This is a genomic window from Novosphingobium mathurense (assembly GCF_900168325.1).
Lineage (GTDB): Bacteria > Pseudomonadota > Alphaproteobacteria > Sphingomonadales > Sphingomonadaceae > Novosphingobium > Novosphingobium mathurense.
The window spans coordinates 136,656-155,444 of sequence record NZ_FVZE01000002.1 but is presented as its reverse complement, the minus strand read 5'-3'; the positions used below and the strand labels follow the sequence as shown (position 1 = coordinate 155,444).

Annotated in this window: 19 protein-coding genes and 1 tRNA gene; 13 read left to right on the top strand and 7 right to left on the bottom strand. The window is 64.6% G+C overall.

Annotated elements, in window-relative coordinates:
- Positions 1-63: 63 nt before the first annotated feature.
- Positions 64-528, bottom strand: coding sequence for a DUF3576 domain-containing protein (locus B5483_RS07580; RefSeq protein ID WP_054945029.1), 465 nt, complete (start codon positions 526-528; stop codon positions 64-66).
- A gap of 352 nt (positions 529-880) precedes the next feature.
- On the opposite strand from B5483_RS07580, the gene B5483_RS07575 reads away from it, so the two are divergent.
- The 3 genes from B5483_RS07575 (at position 881) to B5483_RS07565 (ending at position 2,895) form a co-directional block, all read left to right on the top strand.
- The gene (locus B5483_RS07575; RefSeq protein ID WP_425435031.1) at positions 881-1,621 is read left to right on the top strand and encodes a hypothetical protein; all 741 of its coding nucleotides are present in this window, start codon (positions 881-883) and stop codon (positions 1,619-1,621) included.
- A 147-nt stretch (positions 1,622-1,768) separates the two neighbouring features.
- Complete coding sequence (gene phbB, locus B5483_RS07570; protein ID WP_079729980.1) at positions 1,769-2,491, top strand: acetoacetyl-CoA reductase; 723 nt, start codon at positions 1,769-1,771, stop codon at positions 2,489-2,491.
- Between the two features lie 164 nt (positions 2,492-2,655).
- Positions 2,656-2,895, top strand: a complete 240-nt coding sequence (locus B5483_RS07565) for a ribbon-helix-helix domain-containing protein (protein WP_054945031.1) — start codon at positions 2,656-2,658, stop codon at positions 2,893-2,895.
- A 157-nt stretch (positions 2,896-3,052) separates the two neighbouring features.
- Here the strand turns inward: B5483_RS07565 and B5483_RS07560 are convergent, their stop codons facing one another.
- A complete protein-coding gene (locus tag B5483_RS07560) occupies positions 3,053-3,277 on the bottom strand; it encodes a hypothetical protein (RefSeq protein WP_054945032.1) in 225 nt (74 codons plus the stop codon).
- A gap of 67 nt (positions 3,278-3,344) precedes the next feature.
- Positions 3,345-4,628, bottom strand: a complete 1,284-nt coding sequence (gene murA, locus B5483_RS07555) for a UDP-N-acetylglucosamine 1-carboxyvinyltransferase (protein WP_054945033.1) — start codon at positions 4,626-4,628, stop codon at positions 3,345-3,347.
- 145 nt (positions 4,629-4,773) lie between these two features.
- On the opposite strand from murA, the gene B5483_RS07550 reads away from it, so the two are divergent.
- Positions 4,774-5,655, top strand: coding sequence for a UTP--glucose-1-phosphate uridylyltransferase (locus B5483_RS07550; protein ID WP_054945034.1), 882 nt, complete (start codon positions 4,774-4,776; stop codon positions 5,653-5,655).
- 76 nt (positions 5,656-5,731) lie between these two features.
- On the opposite strand, the gene B5483_RS07545 is transcribed toward B5483_RS07550, so the two are convergent.
- The 4 genes from B5483_RS07545 to B5483_RS07530 all read right to left on the bottom strand — a co-directional run bounded on the left by B5483_RS07545 (position 5,732) and on the right by B5483_RS07530 (position 10,630).
- Entirely contained in the window at positions 5,732-6,346 is a 615-nt protein-coding gene (locus B5483_RS07545; RefSeq protein ID WP_079729979.1) for a lytic transglycosylase domain-containing protein, read from the bottom strand.
- Positions 6,347-6,456: 110 nt separating this feature from the next.
- Positions 6,457-7,542, bottom strand: a complete 1,086-nt coding sequence (locus B5483_RS07540; protein WP_245828880.1) for a phytase — start codon at positions 7,540-7,542, stop codon at positions 6,457-6,459.
- Positions 7,542-10,346, bottom strand: a complete 2,805-nt coding sequence (locus B5483_RS07535) for a TonB-dependent receptor (RefSeq protein ID WP_079729977.1) — start codon at positions 10,344-10,346, stop codon at positions 7,542-7,544. The genes B5483_RS07540 and B5483_RS07535 overlap by 1 nt, the downstream gene beginning before the upstream one ends.
- Before the next feature lie 209 nt (positions 10,347-10,555).
- Positions 10,556-10,630: transfer RNA gene (locus B5483_RS07530), tRNA-Thr, on the bottom strand.
- A gap of 128 nt (positions 10,631-10,758) precedes the next feature.
- On the opposite strand from B5483_RS07530, the gene B5483_RS23145 reads away from it, so the two are divergent.
- The 9 genes from B5483_RS23145 (at position 10,759) to B5483_RS07490 (ending at position 18,786) form a co-directional block, all read left to right on the top strand.
- Complete coding sequence (locus tag B5483_RS23145) at positions 10,759-10,920, top strand: hypothetical protein (RefSeq protein WP_176167976.1); 162 nt, start codon at positions 10,759-10,761, stop codon at positions 10,918-10,920.
- 135 nt (positions 10,921-11,055) lie between these two features.
- Positions 11,056-11,748: a 2,3-diphosphoglycerate-dependent phosphoglycerate mutase gene (gene gpmA / locus B5483_RS07525; RefSeq protein ID WP_054945043.1), complete on the top strand. Its 693-nt coding sequence runs from the start codon at positions 11,056-11,058 to the stop codon at positions 11,746-11,748.
- 31 nt (positions 11,749-11,779) lie between these two features.
- Positions 11,780-12,235 carry a 5-(carboxyamino)imidazole ribonucleotide mutase gene (gene purE / locus B5483_RS07520; RefSeq protein WP_425435036.1) on the top strand — a complete coding sequence of 152 codons (456 nt, stop codon included), beginning with the start codon at positions 11,780-11,782 and terminating at the stop codon, positions 12,233-12,235.
- 58 nt (positions 12,236-12,293) lie between these two features.
- The gene (locus B5483_RS07515; RefSeq protein WP_054945044.1) at positions 12,294-13,352 is read left to right on the top strand and encodes a 5-(carboxyamino)imidazole ribonucleotide synthase; all 1,059 of its coding nucleotides are present in this window, start codon (positions 12,294-12,296) and stop codon (positions 13,350-13,352) included.
- Positions 13,353-13,366: 14 nt separating this feature from the next.
- Entirely contained in the window at positions 13,367-13,852 is a 486-nt protein-coding gene (locus B5483_RS07510) for a dihydrofolate reductase (protein ID WP_079729975.1), read from the top strand.
- An 11-nt stretch (positions 13,853-13,863) separates the two neighbouring features.
- On the top strand, positions 13,864-14,796 hold the full coding sequence (locus tag B5483_RS07505; protein ID WP_176167975.1) for a bifunctional riboflavin kinase/FAD synthetase: 933 nt from the start codon (positions 13,864-13,866) through the stop codon (positions 14,794-14,796).
- Between the two features lie 186 nt (positions 14,797-14,982).
- Entirely contained in the window at positions 14,983-17,850 is a 2,868-nt protein-coding gene (gene ileS, locus B5483_RS07500; RefSeq protein WP_079729974.1) for an isoleucine--tRNA ligase, read from the top strand.
- Between the two features lie 8 nt (positions 17,851-17,858).
- The gene (gene lspA / locus B5483_RS07495) at positions 17,859-18,365 is read left to right on the top strand and encodes a signal peptidase II (RefSeq protein WP_079730327.1); all 507 of its coding nucleotides are present in this window, start codon (positions 17,859-17,861) and stop codon (positions 18,363-18,365) included.
- 4 nt (positions 18,366-18,369) lie between these two features.
- Positions 18,370-18,786, top strand: coding sequence for a DUF3035 domain-containing protein (locus B5483_RS07490; RefSeq protein WP_054945046.1), 417 nt, complete (start codon positions 18,370-18,372; stop codon positions 18,784-18,786).
- Positions 18,787-18,789: the final 3 nt, after the last annotated feature.

Genomic DNA, 18,789 nt, shown 5'->3' with positions numbered 1-18,789 from the left:
CTCCTGCGGGCCAGTCGGCCCGCGAACCTGAGGCAGGCCGACTGGCCCGCCAATGGATGGGTATCAGCCGCCCACCGAGTTGCGACGCAGGTCGCGGGCACGGGTGAGGATGATGTCTTCGAGCTTCTGCACGGTCGCAGCCTCGACCGGCGCGGAGGCCCAGCCGCCATTGGCCGCGACTTCGCGGGCAGCAGTGACGCGCAGCGCGTCGGCACGCAGGTCCTGGTCGAGGATCATGACCGTGACCTTCATCCGCTCACCGGGATTCTTCGGGTTGGTGTACCAGTCGGTCACAATGACGCCGCCCGCGCTGTCCGACTGGAGCAGCGGCATGAACGAGAGCGTATCGAGGCTGGCGCGCCAGAGATAGCTGTTCACGCCGATGGTGGTCACCTGCGAGGGCGCCATCACCGCGGCGGTCTGCTTCTTGCCGCCACAGCCCGTCAGAGCAAGTGCCGCCGCGGCGCAGAGCCCGGCGCGGACCATGTTGCGAGCAGTGAAGAGGCCGGTATCGGTGCTGCCTGTCATTGTCGTTCCCAATTCCTGAATCCTGGTGGCGAAAAGCGCTGTTACGAAACCCGCCGTCAACGCCTCTATAGCTGCCAACACACTTGCGGCAAGAGCGCCGGCGTTGACGGACCGGCCTAAGCGGGGACAGCCTAAACGCGACCTGAACGCCCGGCACGCCGACAGGCCGCATGGAACGCTTCTTTCTCCCGCCGCCGATCAGACTGTGTTAAGCTGATCTCTGACAGACACGGGAAAAATGTGCGAAGCGATTCCGGCGACAGAAAAGCCGGGCATTGCAACGCACGGCAACAGGGCCGATTGGGGTCAGACAGGTATCTGGCGAGAGTTTGTGATGAGTTCGGGGAGCAACATGGCCGCAAGGGGCGGCATCAGGACCGGCATATTGCTGGCTTGCTGCGTAAGTGTGCTCGCCCTGCCCAGCGCCGTCCTCGCTTTCACTGCCACGATCCGCGCCGCGAACTTCACTGCGCCATCGCTCGAATCCCTCGACCCCGAAGCCTCGGATGAAAACCTCTCGCGCGCCGTTGCCATGCGTTCGCTGGCCAAGGGCCACCAGTTCCCCTTCACCCCCGCCGGCACGCCCAATCGCCCTGACCGGGCCGTGACCGTTGCCGTGCGCGTCGACCCCGAGGCGGCCAAGGCCATCATCGTGCGCCACCGCTCGTCGGTCGCCAAGGCGGAGCAGGAACCGGGCAGCCTGCGCATGGCCCCCACCGGCTTCAACCTGGGCGTGGCGCGCGGCTACCAGAACTTTGCACAGAATCTCGTGCAACCGCCCGCCAGCCGCAACCCGGCGGAGATCCCCGATCTCCAGAAGTTCAGCCTGTCGCCCGGCGCTTCCGCGACCAACACCGATTCGCGCTTCAGCCCGCGCATCTCGATCGACGAAAAGCGTGCGGCGGGCCGGGCTCCGCGCACGTTCGCGGGTGACGCCGGCGAAGTCGATCTCGGCGGCGCCTATCGCGTGACCGACAATCTCAATGTCACCGCCGGCGTGCGCTATTCCCAGGACCGTGAGCGCCTCCTGCCGCTGACCGACGGCAAGCAGGACAGCCAGGCCGTCTATGTCGGGACGCAGTTCAGATTCTGACGAAAATCCGACGCCTCAAAGTATTGTGACAGTCCTATGAAGCAGATGGCCGAAAATTCATCGATCGGCGACTGCGCGCACTTGCCCTGACCCCGTGCATTTCCTAGCAAAGACGTGGTGGAGCCAAACTCATGCGAAAGGCACTCTATGGCACGCGTTGCAATCGTTACTGGCGGAACTCGGGGTATCGGAGAAGCAATTTCACTCGCATTGAAGGATCGCGGGCATAACGTCGTTGCGAATTACGCAGGCAATGATGAAAAGGCGAAGGCATTCACGGAACGGACTGGCATTCCAGCCTACAGATGGGACGTAGGCGACCACGAGGCATGCCTCGACGGTTGCGCAAGGGTGGCCGAGGAGATCGGCCCGGTCGACGTCGTCATCAACAACGCCGGCATCACCCGTGACGGCGTGCTCCACAAGATGAGCTTCGACGACTGGAACGAGGTGATGCGAATCAACCTCGGCGGATGCTTCAACATGGCCAAGGCGACTTTCCCCGGCATGCGTGAGCGTGGCTGGGGCCGCATCGTCAACATCGGCTCGATCAACGGCCAGGCCGGTCAGTACGGCCAGGTCAACTATGCCGCCGCCAAGTCGGGCATCCACGGGTTCACCAAGGCGCTGGCACAGGAAGGCGCCAAGTATGGCGTAACCGTCAACGCCATCGCCCCCGGTTACATCGACACCGACATGGTTGCAGCCGTACCGCCGCCGGTGCTGGAAAAGATCGTCGCCAAGATTCCGGTGGGCCGCCTCGGCCACGCCTACGAAATCGCCCGCGGCTGCGCATTCCTCTGCTCGGAAAACGCCGCATTCGTCACCGGCTCGACGCTGAGCATCAACGGCGGCCAGCACATGTACTGATCTGGCTCGTGCGGGACGGCTGGCCTCGCCGGTACGTCCCGCACGATACCTGCGCTGCGGGCGTTCCAGTGGAAAGCCCGAAGCGCTGCGGCGCAAGGTTCACGTTCGCGCAACCTCTTCGGGATCCGATGGTTTTCATCGATCCGAACAACTAGGGTCGCGCCATGGCTTCCCCCTACCATCCCCCCATCAAGCGATCGGTCGAGATCGCCGGCCACAAGACCTCGATCAGTCTCGAGCCGGTATTCTGGGACTTGCTGAAGGACCGGGCCGCCGCGGAGAAGATCCCGGTCAATGCCCTCATCGCCCGTATCGATGCGGAGCGTCTCGAGGCCGAAACGCCGCCGGGTCTCGCCAGCGCCGTGCGGGTCTGGCTCGCGCTGAGCTACCAGCGGACCCTGTAACACCCATCGGTCAGGCTGGACGCGAATATCGCAGCGCGTCCTCCCGAACCGTCTGCGGACAGGATTGCCCGCCCAACGGGAAAGGGCGGCCACCTTGCGGCGCCGCCCTTCGGGGACCTCCCGACCGCCATCGGGAGAAATTGCTTCACGTGGAACTTCAGTAAGTTGCCGGCGGATCGCTGGCAGGAAAGCTTTCGTCGCTCGCTTCGTCCACCTTGTTCCAGCTTGTCGGCCGGTTCTTCATGGAACTCGGTCCGGCTTCACGAACCTGCGAGAAGTTCTCGTCGCCGCCCGCATAGGCCATGTCTTCCTTGTCGCGGGTCGCATATTTGTAGAGCGCGTAACCGGCAGCGCCGGCTGCAGCCATCTTGATCAGGCCCATTGTCCAACTCCTCTCGTCTGTACAAAGGAGTAATGCATGGGAACTGCAGGTGGTTGCAGCCTTTCGGTCAGTCGCCGCCGACCCGTTCAACCTGGGCGCCGACCAGAGCGAGCTTTTCCTCAAGCCGCTCGTACCCGCGATCGAGGTGGTAGAGACGGTGCACCTGGGTCTCGCCCTCGGCTGCAAGGCCGGCAATGACGAGACTCATCGAGGCGCGCAAGTCGGTCGCCATGACTTCGGCCCCGGTCAGCCTGGAAACGCCGTGGACGATGGCCGTGCGGCCCGAAGTCTCGATATGTGCGCTCATGCGGTTGAGTTCGGGAACGTGCATGTAGCGGTTTTCGAAGATCGTCTCGTTCAGGACGCTGGTGCCCTCGGCCCGGCACAGCAGCGCCATGAGCTGGGCCTGCATGTCGGTGGCAAAGCCGGGATAAGGCGCGGTGGACAGATTGACCGGACGCAGCTTTCCATCGGCCGCGACGTGAATTCCGCCCGCGCGCGGTTCGACCGACACCCCGGCATCGCGCAGCGCCTGCACGGTCGCTTCCATGTCCTCGATCCGCGCGCCCTTGAGCATGACTTCGCCGCCGGTGATCGCCGCGGCGCAGGCATAGGAACCGGCCTCGATGCGGTCCGGCATGACCATGTAAGTGGCGCCATGCAGGCGCGGCACGCCATGAATGGTGAGGTCCGACGTGCCGATACCCTCGATCTGCGCGCCCATCGCCACGAGCAGGTTGCACAAGTCGACGATTTCCGGCTCGCGCGCGGCATTGTGCAGCGTCGACTTGCCGTTCGCCAGGACCGCCGCCATCAGCGCATTCTCCGTCGCGCCGACCGAAACGACCGGGAAGGAATAGCGGCCGCCGGGCAAGCCGCCATCGGGCGCGATCGCCTTCACGTAGCCCGCGGCCAGTTCGATCTGCGCGCCGAAGGCTTCCAGAGCCTTGAGGTGCAGGTCGATCGGACGGTTACCGATGGCGCAGCCGCCCGGCAGCGATACGGTGGCCTCGCCCATACGCGCCAGCATCGGCCCGAGGACGAGAATCGAGGCGCGCATCTTGCGCACGAGGTCATAGGGCGCGACCGAACTGGTGATGCGCGTCGCCTGCAGGGTCATGACGCGGCCGAAGTCTTCCGGGCGCGATCCGGCGATCATCGTCGAGACGCCGAATTGGTTCATGAGGTGCTGGAAACCGTCGATATCCGCCAGTCGTGGCAGATTGCGCAGGGTCAGGGGTTCGTCGGTCAGCAGCGCGCAAGGCAGCAGCGTGAGCGCGGCGTTCTTGGCACCAGATACGGGAATCGTTCCGGAAAGGCGCTTTCCGCCTTCAATGATGATCTTGTCCATTTATTGCCATTTAGTGGAATTCGTGAGGGCGGCAAGCATCGCACGCAACCTTCCGGTCACCGAAGAATTAGGCTTACTCATGTTGCACCGCCACATCCTAGAGGCTTTAATCAGCCCGCAACAAAGTGAGGCGAAGACTTAGTCCATGTCAGACAACAATTTCCGCAAGCCCGTCCGCAAGGCCGTCTTTCCTGTTGCCGGTCTGGGTACGCGCTTCCTTCCCGCCACAAAGGCGATCCCCAAGGAACTGCTGCCGGTGGTCGACCGTCCACTGATCCAGTACGCCGTGGACGAAGCGCGCGAGGCGGGAATCGAGGAATTCGTCTTCGTCACCGGTCGCGGCAAGACCGCGATCGTCGAACATTTCGATACCGCTTACGAGTTAGAGGCGACGATGAACTCGCGCGGAAAGTCGCTCGATCCACTGGATCCGACGCGCATCCTGCCGGGCAATCTCGTCACCGTGCGCCAGCAGGTACCGATGGGACTGGGACACGCGATCTGGTGTGCGCGTGCCGTTGTCGGCGACGAGCCCTTCGCGATCTTCCTGCCCGACGAGCTGATGTACGGCTCGCCCGGCTGCATGGCGCAGATGATCGAGGCCTATAACGAAGTCGGCGGCAATCTCGTTTCGGTGATCGAGGTGCCGCACGAGGAAGTCTCAAGCTACGGCGTCATTGCGCCAGGCGAAAGCAGGGGCAACCTCACCGAAGTGAAAGGCCTTGTCGAAAAGCCCAAGGTAGAGGACGCGCCGTCGAACAAGATCGTTTCGGGCCGCTATATCCTCCAGCCCGAGGTCATGGGCCTGCTCGCCAACCAGGGCAAAGGCGCGGGCGGTGAAATCCAGCTCACCGATTCGATGGCCAAGCTGATCGGAGAACAGCCTTTCCACGCCGTGACTTTCGATGGCCGCCGCTTCGACTGCGGATCGAAGGTCGGCTTCGTCGAAGCCACTCTCGCCATCGCGCTCGACCGCGAGGACATGGGCGCCGAAGTGCGCTCGATGATGAAAGCCATGCTGGGCTGAGAGACCGCACGGGCGCGCTGCTGCAACGGCACGGCGCCGGGGCCGGGGCTGTCACGGCCAAACCCGTGACGCGGAACTATTGGCGGACCGGATCGGCCAGCCGCGCCATGATCGAAGCAACATAGGCCTGCGTCTCGCGGATGCGCGGGATGCCTCCGGCCTGCTGCACGCGCATCGGGCCTGCGTTGTAGGCCGCCAGCGCCTTTTCGATATCGCCGCCGAATGCGTCCAGCTGCATGCGCAGGTAACGCGCGCCACCTTCCAGATTCGCCATGGGATCGGCGGCATCGACACCCATCTGCCGCGCCGTGCCGGGCATGAGCTGGGCAAGGCCGCGCGCGCCGGCCGGAGAAACGGCCCGCTCGTTCCAGCGGCTTTCCTGCCAGACAACGGCTTCGAGCAGGCTGGGGCTGATATCGTATTTCGCCGCCAGTTCGGCGACGCGCGCGCGCCAGCGCGAGGGACCGGCTGCATCGAGGGCATGGGTGATCGATTGCGGCTCAAGGCCTGCGTCGAGATGCCCGGGAACGGCCAGCGCTTCGGCGGGAACCGGTGCCTGATCGGTAATCCGGACGGGGCCGCCGGCAATCCAGGTATAGCCGCCCTCGCCCACCTGCAGGACATCGGCGCAGGCAACGCCCGGCACAGTCAGGAGCGCAGCACCCAAGGCAGCACTGATAGCGTTACGCATGTCCAAAGGTCACGATTCCCTCGCCAGTCCCAGCCCCATACCGCAATTGCCGCTTGTGCCTCAAGCGGATTGCAGCATGGTAGCCGGGTCCGGCGAGTGCCCAGTTCGGGTCAGTCGAGGCCAAGCGCCTGTCGGATGGAGCGCCAGGACAACAGCTTGAAGTTCTGCGCATCGGGGGCGTTGTCCCCATCCTGCGCAATGAACAGTCCTTCCGGGAACTGCGGCCCGAAATCGCCGAGCACGACCTCGATCCCGTCGGTATCGCTGGTCCCGTCGATCGCCCCGCCATTGATGCGGAAACGGCCTGCAAGCTTGCCCGAAGCCGAATCGAACACGGCATAGGCATTGTCGCCCTGACTCGAAGCCACGAGCCAGCTGCTGCCCGGCAGACGGGCCATGGCGAGCCCCTCGACATCGTCGACCAGCCCGTCCCTGGCCCCGACGCGCGCGAAAGCTTCGGCTTTCAATTCGCCCTGCAAGGGCACGCGCCAGATGCCGACATCCTCTTCAGCGACGAAAAGCGTGCCTGTCGCATCGTCGACGACGCAGCCTTCCGACTGGCTGGCGAACTTCACCTGCCGCAGAAAGTCCGGCACGATCCGGCCGTCCTTTTCGTACAGGCCACTTTCGGCAACCGTACCGTCCTTGAGCACGACATAGGCGCGCGCCAGTTCGTTCTGGCCGAGCGAACCGCCAAGGCAGAACCCATAGGCCTCGGCCGGCACGTGACCGGCAGGCAGGAAGGTATCCGAACCGATTTCCGTCAGCTTGCCCGTCGCGCCATCCAGCCAGAACAGCGCGATGCGCGGATCTGACCGGTCGGTGCGATCGCTGGCGGCAACCAGAATGCGGGTCGTGCCATCAGCCATGCGCACTTCACGCAGATCGACATTGTTGATCGCCCCGGCCGCGAAGAAATCGCGAACCTTGCCGTCGAGGCCATAGACGTAGAGCCCGGCCTTCTTGTCGGTGCCGACGATCAGGCTCGCTGCGGGATCGACCGCATTGCGCCAGATCGCCGGGTCATCGGCGGCATCGGCCCTGGCCGTGCCTACCGGCTGGGTCTCGCCCCGGGCCGGAACGTCGATGGCAGGCAGATAAGGCCGCGGCGCCCCGCCGGTGGTCGCGCAACCGGCGAGAAGCACGGCCGGGAGCATCGCCCCCGGCCCGGCATTCACAAGATGACGCCAACCCATCAGAAGTTCAGCCGCGCGCCGAACTTGAAGGTCGGGCCGTACTTCTCGAACTGCAGCAGGCGCTGCGCGTCGGCGAAGTTCTGGTAGGCGAAGTACTTGGCGTTGTTGATGTTGATGACGTCGAGCGTCAGGCGCAGATTTTCAAGCACCTTCAGCTTGCCCGAGAAGTCGAGCTGGAAGTGGTTGTCGACATAGCGGTCCTTGACTGCCGAAGCGCCCACCTCGTCCAGGTACTTGTCGCGATAGGTGCCGGCCAGACGCAGGTCGATCGGACCCTTCTCATAGCCGAGCACGACGTTGAAGGTATTCTTCGACGACTTGGGCAGCGAGATCTTGCGACCGTCGGCCAAGGTGCCGTTGGCGTAAGTGTACGTGTAGTTGAGCTGGGTCAGCAGGCCATCGAAAGGCGCCGGCAGCATCGTGTAGGCCTGGCTGAAGCTGGCTTCGAAGCCCACCACTTCGGCGCTGTCGCCGTTGATGGTGGTCTTGAACTGGTCGTAGAGCGTACCCTTGTAGGTGTAATCGTCGAAAGTCTGCGTGACGGCGTAGTTCTTTACGTCCTTGTAGAAGGCGCCGAACGAGATCGCACCGTTGCCCGAGAAGTAGTATTCAAAGCCAACGTCACCATTCCATGCCTCATAGGGCTTGAGGTCGGGGTTGCCGAAGTCAGCCTCGTTGTCCTCGTTGACCGTGGCCTTCGGTGCGAAGGCGGAAAGCTTGGGACGCACGAGGCTCTTGTAGCCGGCGGCGCGGAAGACGAGGTCATTCTGCGGCGCCCAGCGGACCGTCAGGCTCGGGAGCCAATCGGTATAGTTGCGCTTGATCTGCACCGTCTCGATCAGCGGCGAGTCGAACTTCTTGTTATCGCGCTCGGTCAGGACATTGCCGTTGAGCACGTTGCGGGTGTGCTCCATGCGCACGCCGCCGATCACGCGCAGGGCATCGGAATCCCAGCGGGTCAACGCGTAGGCCGAGGTGATGTCTTCCTTGATCGAGTAGTCGCTTGCCGCCGAGTCATTGGCGGAGTCGTATTTGCGCAACTCGAAGTTACCCTCGTTGGCACGGTAGAAATCGGCAGAGCCGTTCTTGTTGGCCACCGGGCCGAGGCTGATGCCGTCGAGGCGGTAGGTCTGCTCGCCCAGCACGTCGGCCAGGGTGAAGTCGCCGTCGTAGCCCTTGAAGACCGAGACGTTGAAGTCGTACGACTTCTTGCGCCAGCGCTGCTTGGCGCCCGCCTGGATGGTGAAGTCGCCATTGCCAGCCGCGAAAGTGCGGGCAAGGTCGGCCTTGATCGCGTACTCGCGGTCCTGGCTGTCCGAAAGCGTGGTCAGCTCAAGCTTGTCGAACTCGTAGGCCGAAGCCGAATTGACAAGGTCCGCGCCGCTGGCGATTTCGTAGGTCGGCACGCGCGGATCCGAATAGTCCCAGCGGATCGCGGCGCCATCGCCTTCGAAATCCTTGGCGAAACGCATCGGATCGACCGAGAAATTCTCGCGTTCAGAAGACTTGGCGTAGCTGGCCGACCAGTTGAACTTCCAGGTGCCGGTATCGGTGTCGCTGCCGATCACGACTGAACGGATGCGCTGGCGCTCGAAACGATCCTTGAGATCGCGCTCGATCGTGAAGCCGCCTTCCTTCTTGCCCTTGGAATTGGTGATCTGGGTATCGGCAATGGTCACGTTATTGCCGCTGCCCGTGATGTCGAGTGCATCGCCGAAATCGAACGTTGTACGGCGACGGTATTCGTGGTCGTCGAACTGGCTCCAGTTCCCCTTGAGGTAAGCGACGGTCGTGTCCGAAGCGCGCCAGTCGAAGTTGAGCGTCGCGTTGAAACGCTTACGCTTCACGTCGTAATCGCGATATTCGACGGTGGGGCTGTAGACGAGGCCGCCATCGGTCTTCTTCCAGCTATCCGATTCGACGTTATCGGTCTCGAACTTGCGTTCGTAGTAGCTCACGCCGCCCGAGACGCCGAAATCGTCGCCGATGCGCTTCGAGAAATCGAAGCCGCCCTTCGGCGTGATGTCACCCGAGTAGTCGTTGTAGCTGCCCTCGGCGCGGACCGCGTAATAGTCCTTCTTGCGGTCGAAGGCGCTGGTCGTCTTGATTTCGATCGAGGCGCCGATGGCGTCGGCATCCATGTCCGGCGTCAGCGACTTCTTCACTTCGATCGATTCAATCGTGTCCGAGGAAATGACGTCGAGCGCGACCTGGCGGGTGTCCGATTCCGGCGCGGGAACACGCACGCCGTTCAGCGAGGTCGCGTTCAGCTCCGGATCGAGACCACGCACTGCAACGAAGCGGCCTTCGCCCTGATCGTTGAGGATGTTCACGCCGGGCAGACGGCGCAGCGATTCGGCTACGTTCTGGTCCGGGAACTGGCCGATGGCATCGCGCGTCAGCACCGATTCCACGCCGTCCGCAGCCTTCTGGCGCGAGAGCGAGCTGGACAGGTTGGCCGCCTGGCCGACGACAAGGATGTCGCCCCCGCCGATGGCGCGCATGTCGAAATCGCCCGAGACGCTGCCCGCCTGCGGTACTTCGATGGTTCGCGATTCGATCTCGGCGCCGACGTAGCGCGCTTCCAGCGTGTAGGTGCCCGCCGGAATGTCGGCGATGATGTAGTTTCCGCTGCGGTCGGTCTCCACCGAACGGTCCAGCTCGACGATCCGGACCGAGGCCGACTGCAGAGCCCGGGTGCCGGTGGCGTCATAGACGTTGCCGGAAACTTCACCGGCGTGGGCGATCGAGGCGAAAGAGGCCGAAGCCAGCAGCCCCGCGAGGAGGCGAGCGGTAGAATTCATGTTGGTGAGATCCCTGTGACTTTTATTCGATGTCGCGGGGCGCCCACTAGGCACGAACGATGACACTGCCGTGCCAATCTGACGACAGTTTGATGACAATAGGTTGCAAAACAGCAACTTAGGTTAAATCTCTGGCCCGGGAAAAACGGCGCAAGTCCGCGCCTTCAGCACCGACAGCACTTACATTCGACATGGCGATGAAAGAAGAATGGTGCTGCTGGGGAGGATTGAACTCCCGACCTCACCCTTACCAAGGGTGCGCTCTACCACTGAGCTACAGCAGCGCCTGCAACCGGCTTAGTCCGGCGCCGTCTCCCCGTCGATGCGGGGCAGGGGCGCGCTATTGTCTGCGTGCGGACCAATTGTCAAGCGTCGCTTGCTCTTTCCCGAACATGGATGCATTGCGCTGGCCATGAACGACGATGTCCGCAAGCCTCAGGCATCCCCCGCAGCCGCGCAGACTCGCGAGGAAAGGCTGGCCGCCAAGCTGCGCGAGAACTTGCGCCGCCGCAAGGCCCAGGCCCGCGTCCTCGGCTCTCGCGACGATGCTTGCGGCGATGGACCGGCGGACTGAGCCGCTTGCGAAAACGAATCGGGCAGGCTTTCCAAATCGCCCCCGGAAAGCTAGGGGCTGCGGCCTGAAAGTTTAGTCCGACCCTTTCAAAGGTACCGCCACGGCCAAGACGCCGCCAACTAAAGGATACCCACCTTGCCTCGCCTGATCCTCGTCCGCCACGGCCAGAGCCAATGGAATCTCGAGAACCGTTTCACCGGCTGGTGGGACGTTGACCTCACCGAGAAAGGCGAAGCGGAGGCCCGTGCGGCCGGCGCGCTGATGAAGGAAAAGGGCATCCTGCCGACCGTCGCGTTCACTTCGCTGCAGACCCGCGCGATCAAGACGCTGCACTTCGCGCTGGAAGCCGCGGGCATCCTGTGGATCCCGGAAACCAAGGACTGGCGCCTCAACGAACGTCACTACGGCGGCCTGACCGGCCTCGACAAGGCCGAGACCGCGGCCAAGCACGGCGAGGACCAGGTGAAGATCTGGCGCCGCAGCTTCGACACGCCGCCGCCGGTCCTGGAACGCGGCAGCGAGTTCGACCTGTCCTCCGACCCGCGCTACGCCGGGATCGACGTGCCGCAGACCGAAAGCCTCAAGGACACCATCGCGCGCGTCCTGCCCTATTACGAGAGCTCGATCGTCCCGCACCTGCGCACCGGCGCGGACGCCACCGTGATCGTTTCGGCCCACGGCAATTCCCTGCGCGCGCTGGTGAAGCACCTCTCCAACATCTCGGACGAGGAAATCACCGGACTGGAAATCCCGACCGGCCAGCCGATCGTCTACGACCTCGACACCGACCTCAACGTGGTCGACCGTTACTACCTGTCGGAGCGTTGAGGTGAGCGAACAGCCGACTGTCGCGATCATCATGGGCAGCCAGTCCGACTGGCCGACCATGCAGCGCGCCGCCGCCATGCTCGACAAGCTGGGCGTGGCCTATGACGCGCGCATCGTTTCCGCGCACCGCACGCCCGACCGTCTCGTCGCCTTCGCAAAAAGCGCCGAGGACGAAGGCTTCAAGGTGATCATCGCCGGAGCCGGCGGCGCAGCGCACCTGCCCGGCATGGTCGCCTCGATGACACACCTGCCGGTGCTGGGCGTGCCGGTCCAGTCCAAGGCGCTGTCGGGGCAGGACAGCCTGCTCTCGATCGTGCAGATGCCGGCCGGCATTCCGGTCGGCACCCTGGCGATAGGTGAAGCGGGCGCGGCCAATGCCGGCCTGCTTGCCGCCTCGATCCTGTCCACCGGCGATGCCGAACTGGCCGAACGCCTCAAGGCATTCCGCGCCGAGCAGACCGAGAGTGTGGCCGAGCGCCCCTCCTGACCGGCAGCCGAAACGCATTCGTTCCACCCCCAGACCAAGAAAGCACACTCCCGGGCCAATGATCCCCCCAGGCGAAACGATCGGAATTCTCGGCGGCGGCCAGCTTGGCCGAATGATCGCGGTGGCGGCCGCGCAACTCGGCTATCGCTGCCATATCTTCGCACCCGAAGCCGATTCGATCGCTGCCGAGGTGAGCGCGCAGTTCACTTGCGCAGACTGGCACGATGCCGAAGCTCTCGCCCGTTTCGCGGCGGACTGCGCGGTCGTGACCTACGAATTCGAGAACGTGCCGGTCGCGCCGCTGCTCCAGCTTGGCGACACCGTGCTCCATCCCCATCCGCGCGCCCTGGAAACCGCGCAGGATCGCCTCAACGAAAAGACATTCGTCACGGATCTGGGCGGCACGCCCGCCCCCTTCGCCCCGGTCGATTCGGCAGCTGACCTCGATGCGGCCATCGCCGCCATCGGCGCGCCGGGCATCCTCAAGACCCGCCGTGACGGCTATGACGGCAAGGGTCAGTGGCGGATCATGAAGGCCGAGGACGCCAAGGGCCTCGACCTGCCCGCCAAGCCCCTCATCTACGAGGGCTTCGTGAACTTCTTCGCCGAATTTTCGGTCATCCTGTGCCGTGGCGCGGACGGCGACATCCGTTATTTCGATTCCGCCCAGAACGTCCACGAAGGCGGCATCCTCTCGCTCAGCACGGTCCCGGCCAGCGCCGAGATCGAGGCACAGGTCCCCGCCGCGCGCGAACTGGCGGCCAAGGTCGCCGACGCGCTGGGCTACGTCGGCGTGCTGACGCTGGAATTCTTCGCGACCAGGGACGGCCCGGTCTTCAACGAGATGGCGCCGCGCGTGCACAATTCGGGCCACTGGACCATCGAAGGCGCGGTCACCAGCCAGTTCGAAAATCACGTCCGCGCGATCTGCGGCCTGCCGCTGGGCGGCACCGGGCTTGCCGCCAAGGGCGTGGAGATGCGCAACCTGATCGGCGACGAGGCGCACGACTGGCCTGCGATCCTGTCCGATCCGGCCAACCACCTGCACCTTTACGGCAAGGCAGCCGCGCGCCCCGGTCGCAAGATGGGCCACGTCACCCGCCTGACGCTCGACTGAAGGCGCGAAGCGGGGTGAAGCAGGACATCTTCCTCATCTATGCCCGTGCCGCCAACGGCGTGATCGGGCGCGACGGCCAGTTGCCGTGGCGCCTGCCCGCCGATCTCAAGCGCTTCAAGGCCCTGACCATGGGCAAGCCGATGATCATGGGCCGCAAGACCTTCGAGAGCTTTCCCAGTCCCCTCCCCGGCCGCCGGCACATCGTCCTGACGCGCGATGCCGCATGGCAGGCTTCCGGCGCCGAAGTCGTCCATTCGGTGGACGAAGCGCTTGCCGCAGCGGGTGCAGGCGAAGTCGCGGTGATCGGCGGCGCGGAGATCTACGCCCTGTTCATGGACGAAGCCACGCGCATCGAATTGACCGAAGTCCATGCGGATTTCGAAGGCGACACTTTCATGCCACAACCCGGTCCACAATGGCGCGAAGCGGCGCGCGAAGAGCACCCGGCGGAAGGCGAGCGTCCCGCGCACGCTTTCGTGACGCTGCTCCGCCACGTATAGGCCCAGAAGACATGATTCGCCTCGACAACCGCGACCCCATCCCCGAATCCTGCCGCGGCGCGATCGTCGCGCTGGGCAACTTCGACGGATTCCACCAGGGCCATCAGGCCGTGGTCGGCGAAGCGATCGCCTGGGCCCGGGCTGAAGGCCGTCCGGCCGTGGTGGCCACCTTCGATCCCCACCCGGTGCGTTATTTCCAGCCCGATGCCGAACCGTTCCGGCTCACCAGTCTCGACCAGCGGCAGGAACTCTTCGCGGCCGCCGGAGCCGATGCCATGCTCGTATTCCATTTCGACGCGGCGATGGCGAACATGACGGCGGAGCACTGGATCGAGGCGATCCTGGCCGGCCAGCTCGGCGCTGCCGGGGTCGTGACCGGGGATGACTTCACTTTCGGCAAGGGCCGCGGCGGCAATCCTTGCGTCCTGCGCGAAATGGGCCCGCGCTTCGGCATCGCTTCGCGTTCGGTCGGGGCGGTGCACGATGATGGCGGCCCGATCAGTTCCAGCCGCATCCGCGACGCGTTGCGCGCCGGCGAGTGCGAGACGGTCAAGCGCCTGCTGACCCGCCCCTTCGCCATCCGCGGCGTCGTCCAGCACGGCGACAAGCGCGGCCGCGTGATCGGTTTCCCGACCGCGAACCTCGAAATGGGCACGTACCTGCGTCCGCGCTACGGCATCTACGCCGTGACCGGTCACCTGCCCGGCGGGCGCACCGTGCTCGGCGCCGCCAACATCGGCATACGCCCGACCTTCGATCCCCCGCGCGAACTGCTCGAGCCGCATTTCTTCGACTTCTCCGGAGACCTCTACGGCCAGGAAATCGAAATCGCCTTCCACCACTACCTGCGTGCAGAGGCAAAGTTCGACTCGCTCGACGCGCTGATCGCGCAGATGACGCTCGACTGTGCAAAGGCCCGAGAACTGCTGGCGGGCGTAGCCTGAAACGCCGGTCTTTGCAGGCCAGCGCCACGCGATCAGCCCCGGGCCCTCGCCGGACACGGTGAGAGCGGCCCGGTACAAATCGGTAGCTCAGCCCTGTCCGATTCTGCTCCAATCTGGCGGAACTGGCGCTCGACACGAATGCGCACCCTTTTCCGAAGCCGCAGATTGCTCTAACGCCCGCCGATCATGACCGAACAGCGCGATTATCGTAACACCGTCTTCCTGCCGAAGACCGATTTCCCGATGAAGGCCGGGCTCCCCCAGAAGGAGCCGGGCATTCTTGCGCGCTGGCAGGAACAGGACATTTACGCCCGCACGCGCGAGGCCCGCGCGGGCCGCGACAAGTTCATCCTGCATGACGGCCCGCCCTACGCCAACGGCGACATGCACATCGGCCATGCGCTCAACCACATCCTCAAGGACATGGTCGCGCGGACCCAGACGCTGCTGGGCAAGGACGCGCCCTACGTTCCGGGCTGGGACTGCCACGGCCTGCCGATCGAGTGGAAGGTCGAGGAGCAGTACCGCAAGAAGAAGAAGAACAAGGACGAAGTCCCGGCCGAGGAATTCCGAGCCGAATGCCGCGCCTATGCGCAGAGCTGGGTCGACGTGCAGCGCGAACAGCTCAAGCGGCTGGGCGTCAACGGCCATTGGGACAAGCCCTACCTGACGATGGACTTCGCCGCCGAGGCGACGATCGTCACCGAACTGCTCAAGTTCGCCGAGAACGACATGCTCTACCGCGGCGCCAAGCCGGTGATGTGGAGCCCGGTCGAAAAGACCGCGCTGGCCGAGGCCGAGGTCGAGTACGAGGACATCGTCTCCACCCAGATCGACGTCGCCTTCGAGATCGTCGAGGCCGAGGACGAGGACCTGCTCGGCGCCTCGGTGGTAATCTGGACGACCACGCCCTGGACGATCCCCGTCAACCAGGCGATCGCCTATGGCAGGCACATCGATTACCACATGATCGAGGTCGATGGCGGCGCGCGCTACATGGTCGCCGAACCGCTCGTCGAAAACTTTCTCAAGCGCATCGGCGCCGAAAGCCACAAGCTGCACTTCTTCATCAAGGGCGCTTCGCTTGCGGGTACCAAGGTGCGCCATCCGATGCATGCGCTGGGCGGCTTCTTCGCCGAACCGCGCCCGCTGCTCGACGGCTCCAGCTTCGTCACCACCGAAAGCGGCACCGGCTTCGTCCACATGGCCCCCGACCACGGCGAGGACGACTTCGACCTGTGCAAGGCGAACGGGATCAGCCCCAAGTTCGCAGTCGAGGGCGACGGCCGCTACCGCGAGGACTGGGGCTGGCTCGGCGGCGAAGGCTCGGTCATCAACCCGAAGTTCAACGCGCCCGACGGCCCGATCTGCAACGACCTGCGCGAAGCCGGCGGCCTGCTGGCGGCCAGCGCGGACTACAGCCACTCCTATCCGCACTCTTGGCGGTCCAAGGCCAAGGTGATTTTCCGCTGCACGCCGCAGTGGTTCGTGCCGATGGACAAGGCGCTGGGCCACCTGCCCGCCACCACCCGCGCCGAGCAGCGCTGGGAAGGCGAAGGCGGCGCGGTCGACCGGCTGGACGAGGAAGAGGGCGCTGCACCGACGCTGCGCCAGGCGGCGGTGCAGGCGATTGCAGACACCCGCTTCGTTCCCGAAAAGGGTCGCAACCGCATCGGTTCGATGGTCGAAGGCCGCCCTGACTGGGTGCTTTCGCGACAGCGCGCCTGGGGCGTGCCGATCACCCTGTTCGTCAACCGCGAAACCGGCGAATACCTCGTCGACGCCGAGGTCAACGCCCGCATCATCAACGCCATCCGCGAATCGGGCGTCGATGCCTGGAGCGAAGCCCGCGCGCAGGAATTCCTAGGCCCTGACTACAAGGCCGACGACTACGAGCGCGTCACCGACATTCTCGACGTCTGGTTCGATTCCGGTTCGACCCACGCCTTCGTCCTCGAAAGCGGCAAGTGGCCCGAACTGGCCCCGCACGGGGATCACGTCGGCCCGATCGCCGATCTCTACCTCGAAGGTTCCGACCAGCACCGCGGCTGGTTCCAGTCCTCGCTGCTCGAAGCCTGCGCGACGCGCGGCCATGCGCCTTACAAGGCCATCCTCACCCACGGCTTCACGATGGACGCCAAGGGCATGAAGATGTCCAAGTCGCTGGGCAACACGGTCAGCCCGCTCAAGGTCATGGAGCAGTACGGCGCCGACATCATCCGGCTCTGGGCGCTCTCGGTCGACTTCACCGAAGACCACCGCATCGGCGACGAGATCCTCAAGGGCGTGGCGGACCAGTACCGCCGCCTGCGCAACACCTTCCGCTACATGCTGGGCGCGCTCGCCGACTTCGACGAAGCCGAACGCCTGCCCGTCGAAGCGATGCCGGAACTGGAGCGCTATGTGCTCGCCCTGCTCGGCAAGCTCGACAAGACGCTGCACCAGGCGGTCCACGACTACGACTTCAACGAGTACGTGCGCTCGCTGATCGACTTCTGCAACGAGGACCTGTCGGCCTTCTTCTTCGACATCCGCAAGGACTGCCTCTACTGCGATGCGCCGACGGATCCGAAGCGGCGCGCCTATCGCACCGTCCTCGACACGCTGTTCCATGCGCTGATCCGCTATGCCGCGCCGGTGATCGTCTTCACCGCCGAGGAAGTCTGGGGCACGCGCTATCCCGATGCCGACAGCGTCCACCTGCTCGAATGGCCCGTGATCCCCGAGGTCGAGGCCGACCTTGCGCGCTGGAATTCCTTGCGCGACCTGCGCGAGAAGGTGACCGAAGCGATCGAACCGCTGCGCCGCGAAAAGATCGTCGGCTCCAGCCTCGCTGCCGAAGTGACCGTCCCGGCATCGGCCCCCGAAGCCGACTTCGCCGAGCTGTTCATCACAGCGACAGTGACCCGCGGGCAAGGCGATGCCGTGTCTGCGTCCCCGACTTCCCACCACAAGTGCGGCCGCTGCTGGCGCCACCTGCCGGAAGTTTCCGAGGACGGTGCCCTGTGCGATCGCTGCGACGATGTCGTGGGCGCGATGGAACACCCTGCGTGAACCGCCTCTTGCGCAACCGACTGCTGGGCCTGCTGATCGCGGCCGTGGTCTTCCTCATCGACCAGGGCTTCAAATCCTGGGTGGTGAAGGGCCTCAACCTTCGCGAAGTGCAGGTCATCGAGCTGCTGCCGTTCTTCGACCTCAACTGGACGCAGAACTTCGGCGTTTCGCTTGGCCTGTTCACCGCCGGGTCGACCGAGGGGCGCTGGGCGCTCGTGGCGATGACTGCGGCAATCGCGACCTTCGTGTTCGTCTGGCTGCTGCGCGAGCGCAAGATGGCCGACATTGCCGCGCTGGCCCTCGTGCTCGGCGGCGCGCTCGGCAATATCCGCGACCGTTTCCTGTTCGGCTACGTGATCGACTATGCCGACTTGCATTTCGGGGATTTTCGTCCCTTCCTGATCTTCAATATCGCCGATGCCGCCATTACCATCGGCGTCCTGATTATCCTTGCCCGATCCCTGCTTTCGCGCGAGAAGCCTGATTCAACGGTCGAAACGGCCCCGGAGAGTTGATTTGATGCCCAAGATGAAAACTGGCGCCCTCGTACTCGTCACTGCAGGCGCCGTGTTCCTGTCCGGCTGCGGCAGCACCGGCCTGTTCAACCGCAACCGTCCCGACGAGTTCGCGGTGCAGCGCCAGTCGCCGCTGGTCGTGCCGCCAGATTTCTCGCTGAGCCCGCCCAAGGAAGGCCAGCCGCGCCCGACCGACGGCACGCTGCAGCAGCAGACGCTCGACGCGATGTTCGGCGGCCCGCAGGCCCGCAGCGAAATCGAGAAGACCACGCTCGGCATGGCCGGCACGCCCGATCCGGCAATCCGCTCGACGGTCGGCGATCCCGCGACCTACACGGTCGCGAAGGGTCAGGTCACCCGCCAGATCCTCTCCGCCCCGGAAGGCGACGGACGCGACGCGCAGACCGCCATCGGCGGCTGATTG

What these genes read in the sequence shown, in the direction of transcription:
- B5483_RS07580 (WP_054945029.1), bottom strand. Translation starts at nt 528, where the DNA reads ATGACAGGCAGCACCGATACCGGCCTCTTCACTGCTCGCAACATGGTC.
- B5483_RS07575 (WP_425435031.1), top strand. Translation starts at nt 881, where the DNA reads ATGGCCGCAAGGGGCGGCATCAGGACCGGCATATTGCTGGCTTGCTGC.
- phbB (WP_079729980.1), top strand. Translation starts at nt 1,769, where the DNA reads ATGGCACGCGTTGCAATCGTTACTGGCGGAACTCGGGGTATCGGAGAA.
- B5483_RS07565 (WP_054945031.1), top strand. Translation starts at nt 2,656, where the DNA reads ATGGCTTCCCCCTACCATCCCCCCATCAAGCGATCGGTCGAGATCGCC.
- B5483_RS07560 (WP_054945032.1), bottom strand. Translation starts at nt 3,277, where the DNA reads ATGGGCCTGATCAAGATGGCTGCAGCCGGCGCTGCCGGTTACGCGCTC.
- murA (WP_054945033.1), bottom strand. Translation starts at nt 4,628, where the DNA reads ATGGACAAGATCATCATTGAAGGCGGAAAGCGCCTTTCCGGAACGATT.
- B5483_RS07550 (WP_054945034.1), top strand. Translation starts at nt 4,774, where the DNA reads ATGTCAGACAACAATTTCCGCAAGCCCGTCCGCAAGGCCGTCTTTCCT.
- B5483_RS07545 (WP_079729979.1), bottom strand. Translation starts at nt 6,346, where the DNA reads ATGCGTAACGCTATCAGTGCTGCCTTGGGTGCTGCGCTCCTGACTGTG.
- B5483_RS07540 (WP_245828880.1), bottom strand. Translation starts at nt 7,542, where the DNA reads ATGGGTTGGCGTCATCTTGTGAATGCCGGGCCGGGGGCGATGCTCCCG.
- B5483_RS07535 (WP_079729977.1), bottom strand. Translation starts at nt 10,346, where the DNA reads ATGAATTCTACCGCTCGCCTCCTCGCGGGGCTGCTGGCTTCGGCCTCT.
- B5483_RS23145 (WP_176167976.1), top strand. Translation starts at nt 10,759, where the DNA reads ATGAACGACGATGTCCGCAAGCCTCAGGCATCCCCCGCAGCCGCGCAG.
- purE (WP_425435036.1), top strand. Translation starts at nt 11,780, where the DNA reads ATGGGCAGCCAGTCCGACTGGCCGACCATGCAGCGCGCCGCCGCCATG.
- B5483_RS07515 (WP_054945044.1), top strand. Translation starts at nt 12,294, where the DNA reads ATGATCCCCCCAGGCGAAACGATCGGAATTCTCGGCGGCGGCCAGCTT.
- B5483_RS07505 (WP_176167975.1), top strand. Translation starts at nt 13,864, where the DNA reads ATGATTCGCCTCGACAACCGCGACCCCATCCCCGAATCCTGCCGCGGC.
- ileS (WP_079729974.1), top strand. Translation starts at nt 14,983, where the DNA reads ATGACCGAACAGCGCGATTATCGTAACACCGTCTTCCTGCCGAAGACC.
- B5483_RS07490 (WP_054945046.1), top strand. Translation starts at nt 18,370, where the DNA reads ATGCCCAAGATGAAAACTGGCGCCCTCGTACTCGTCACTGCAGGCGCC.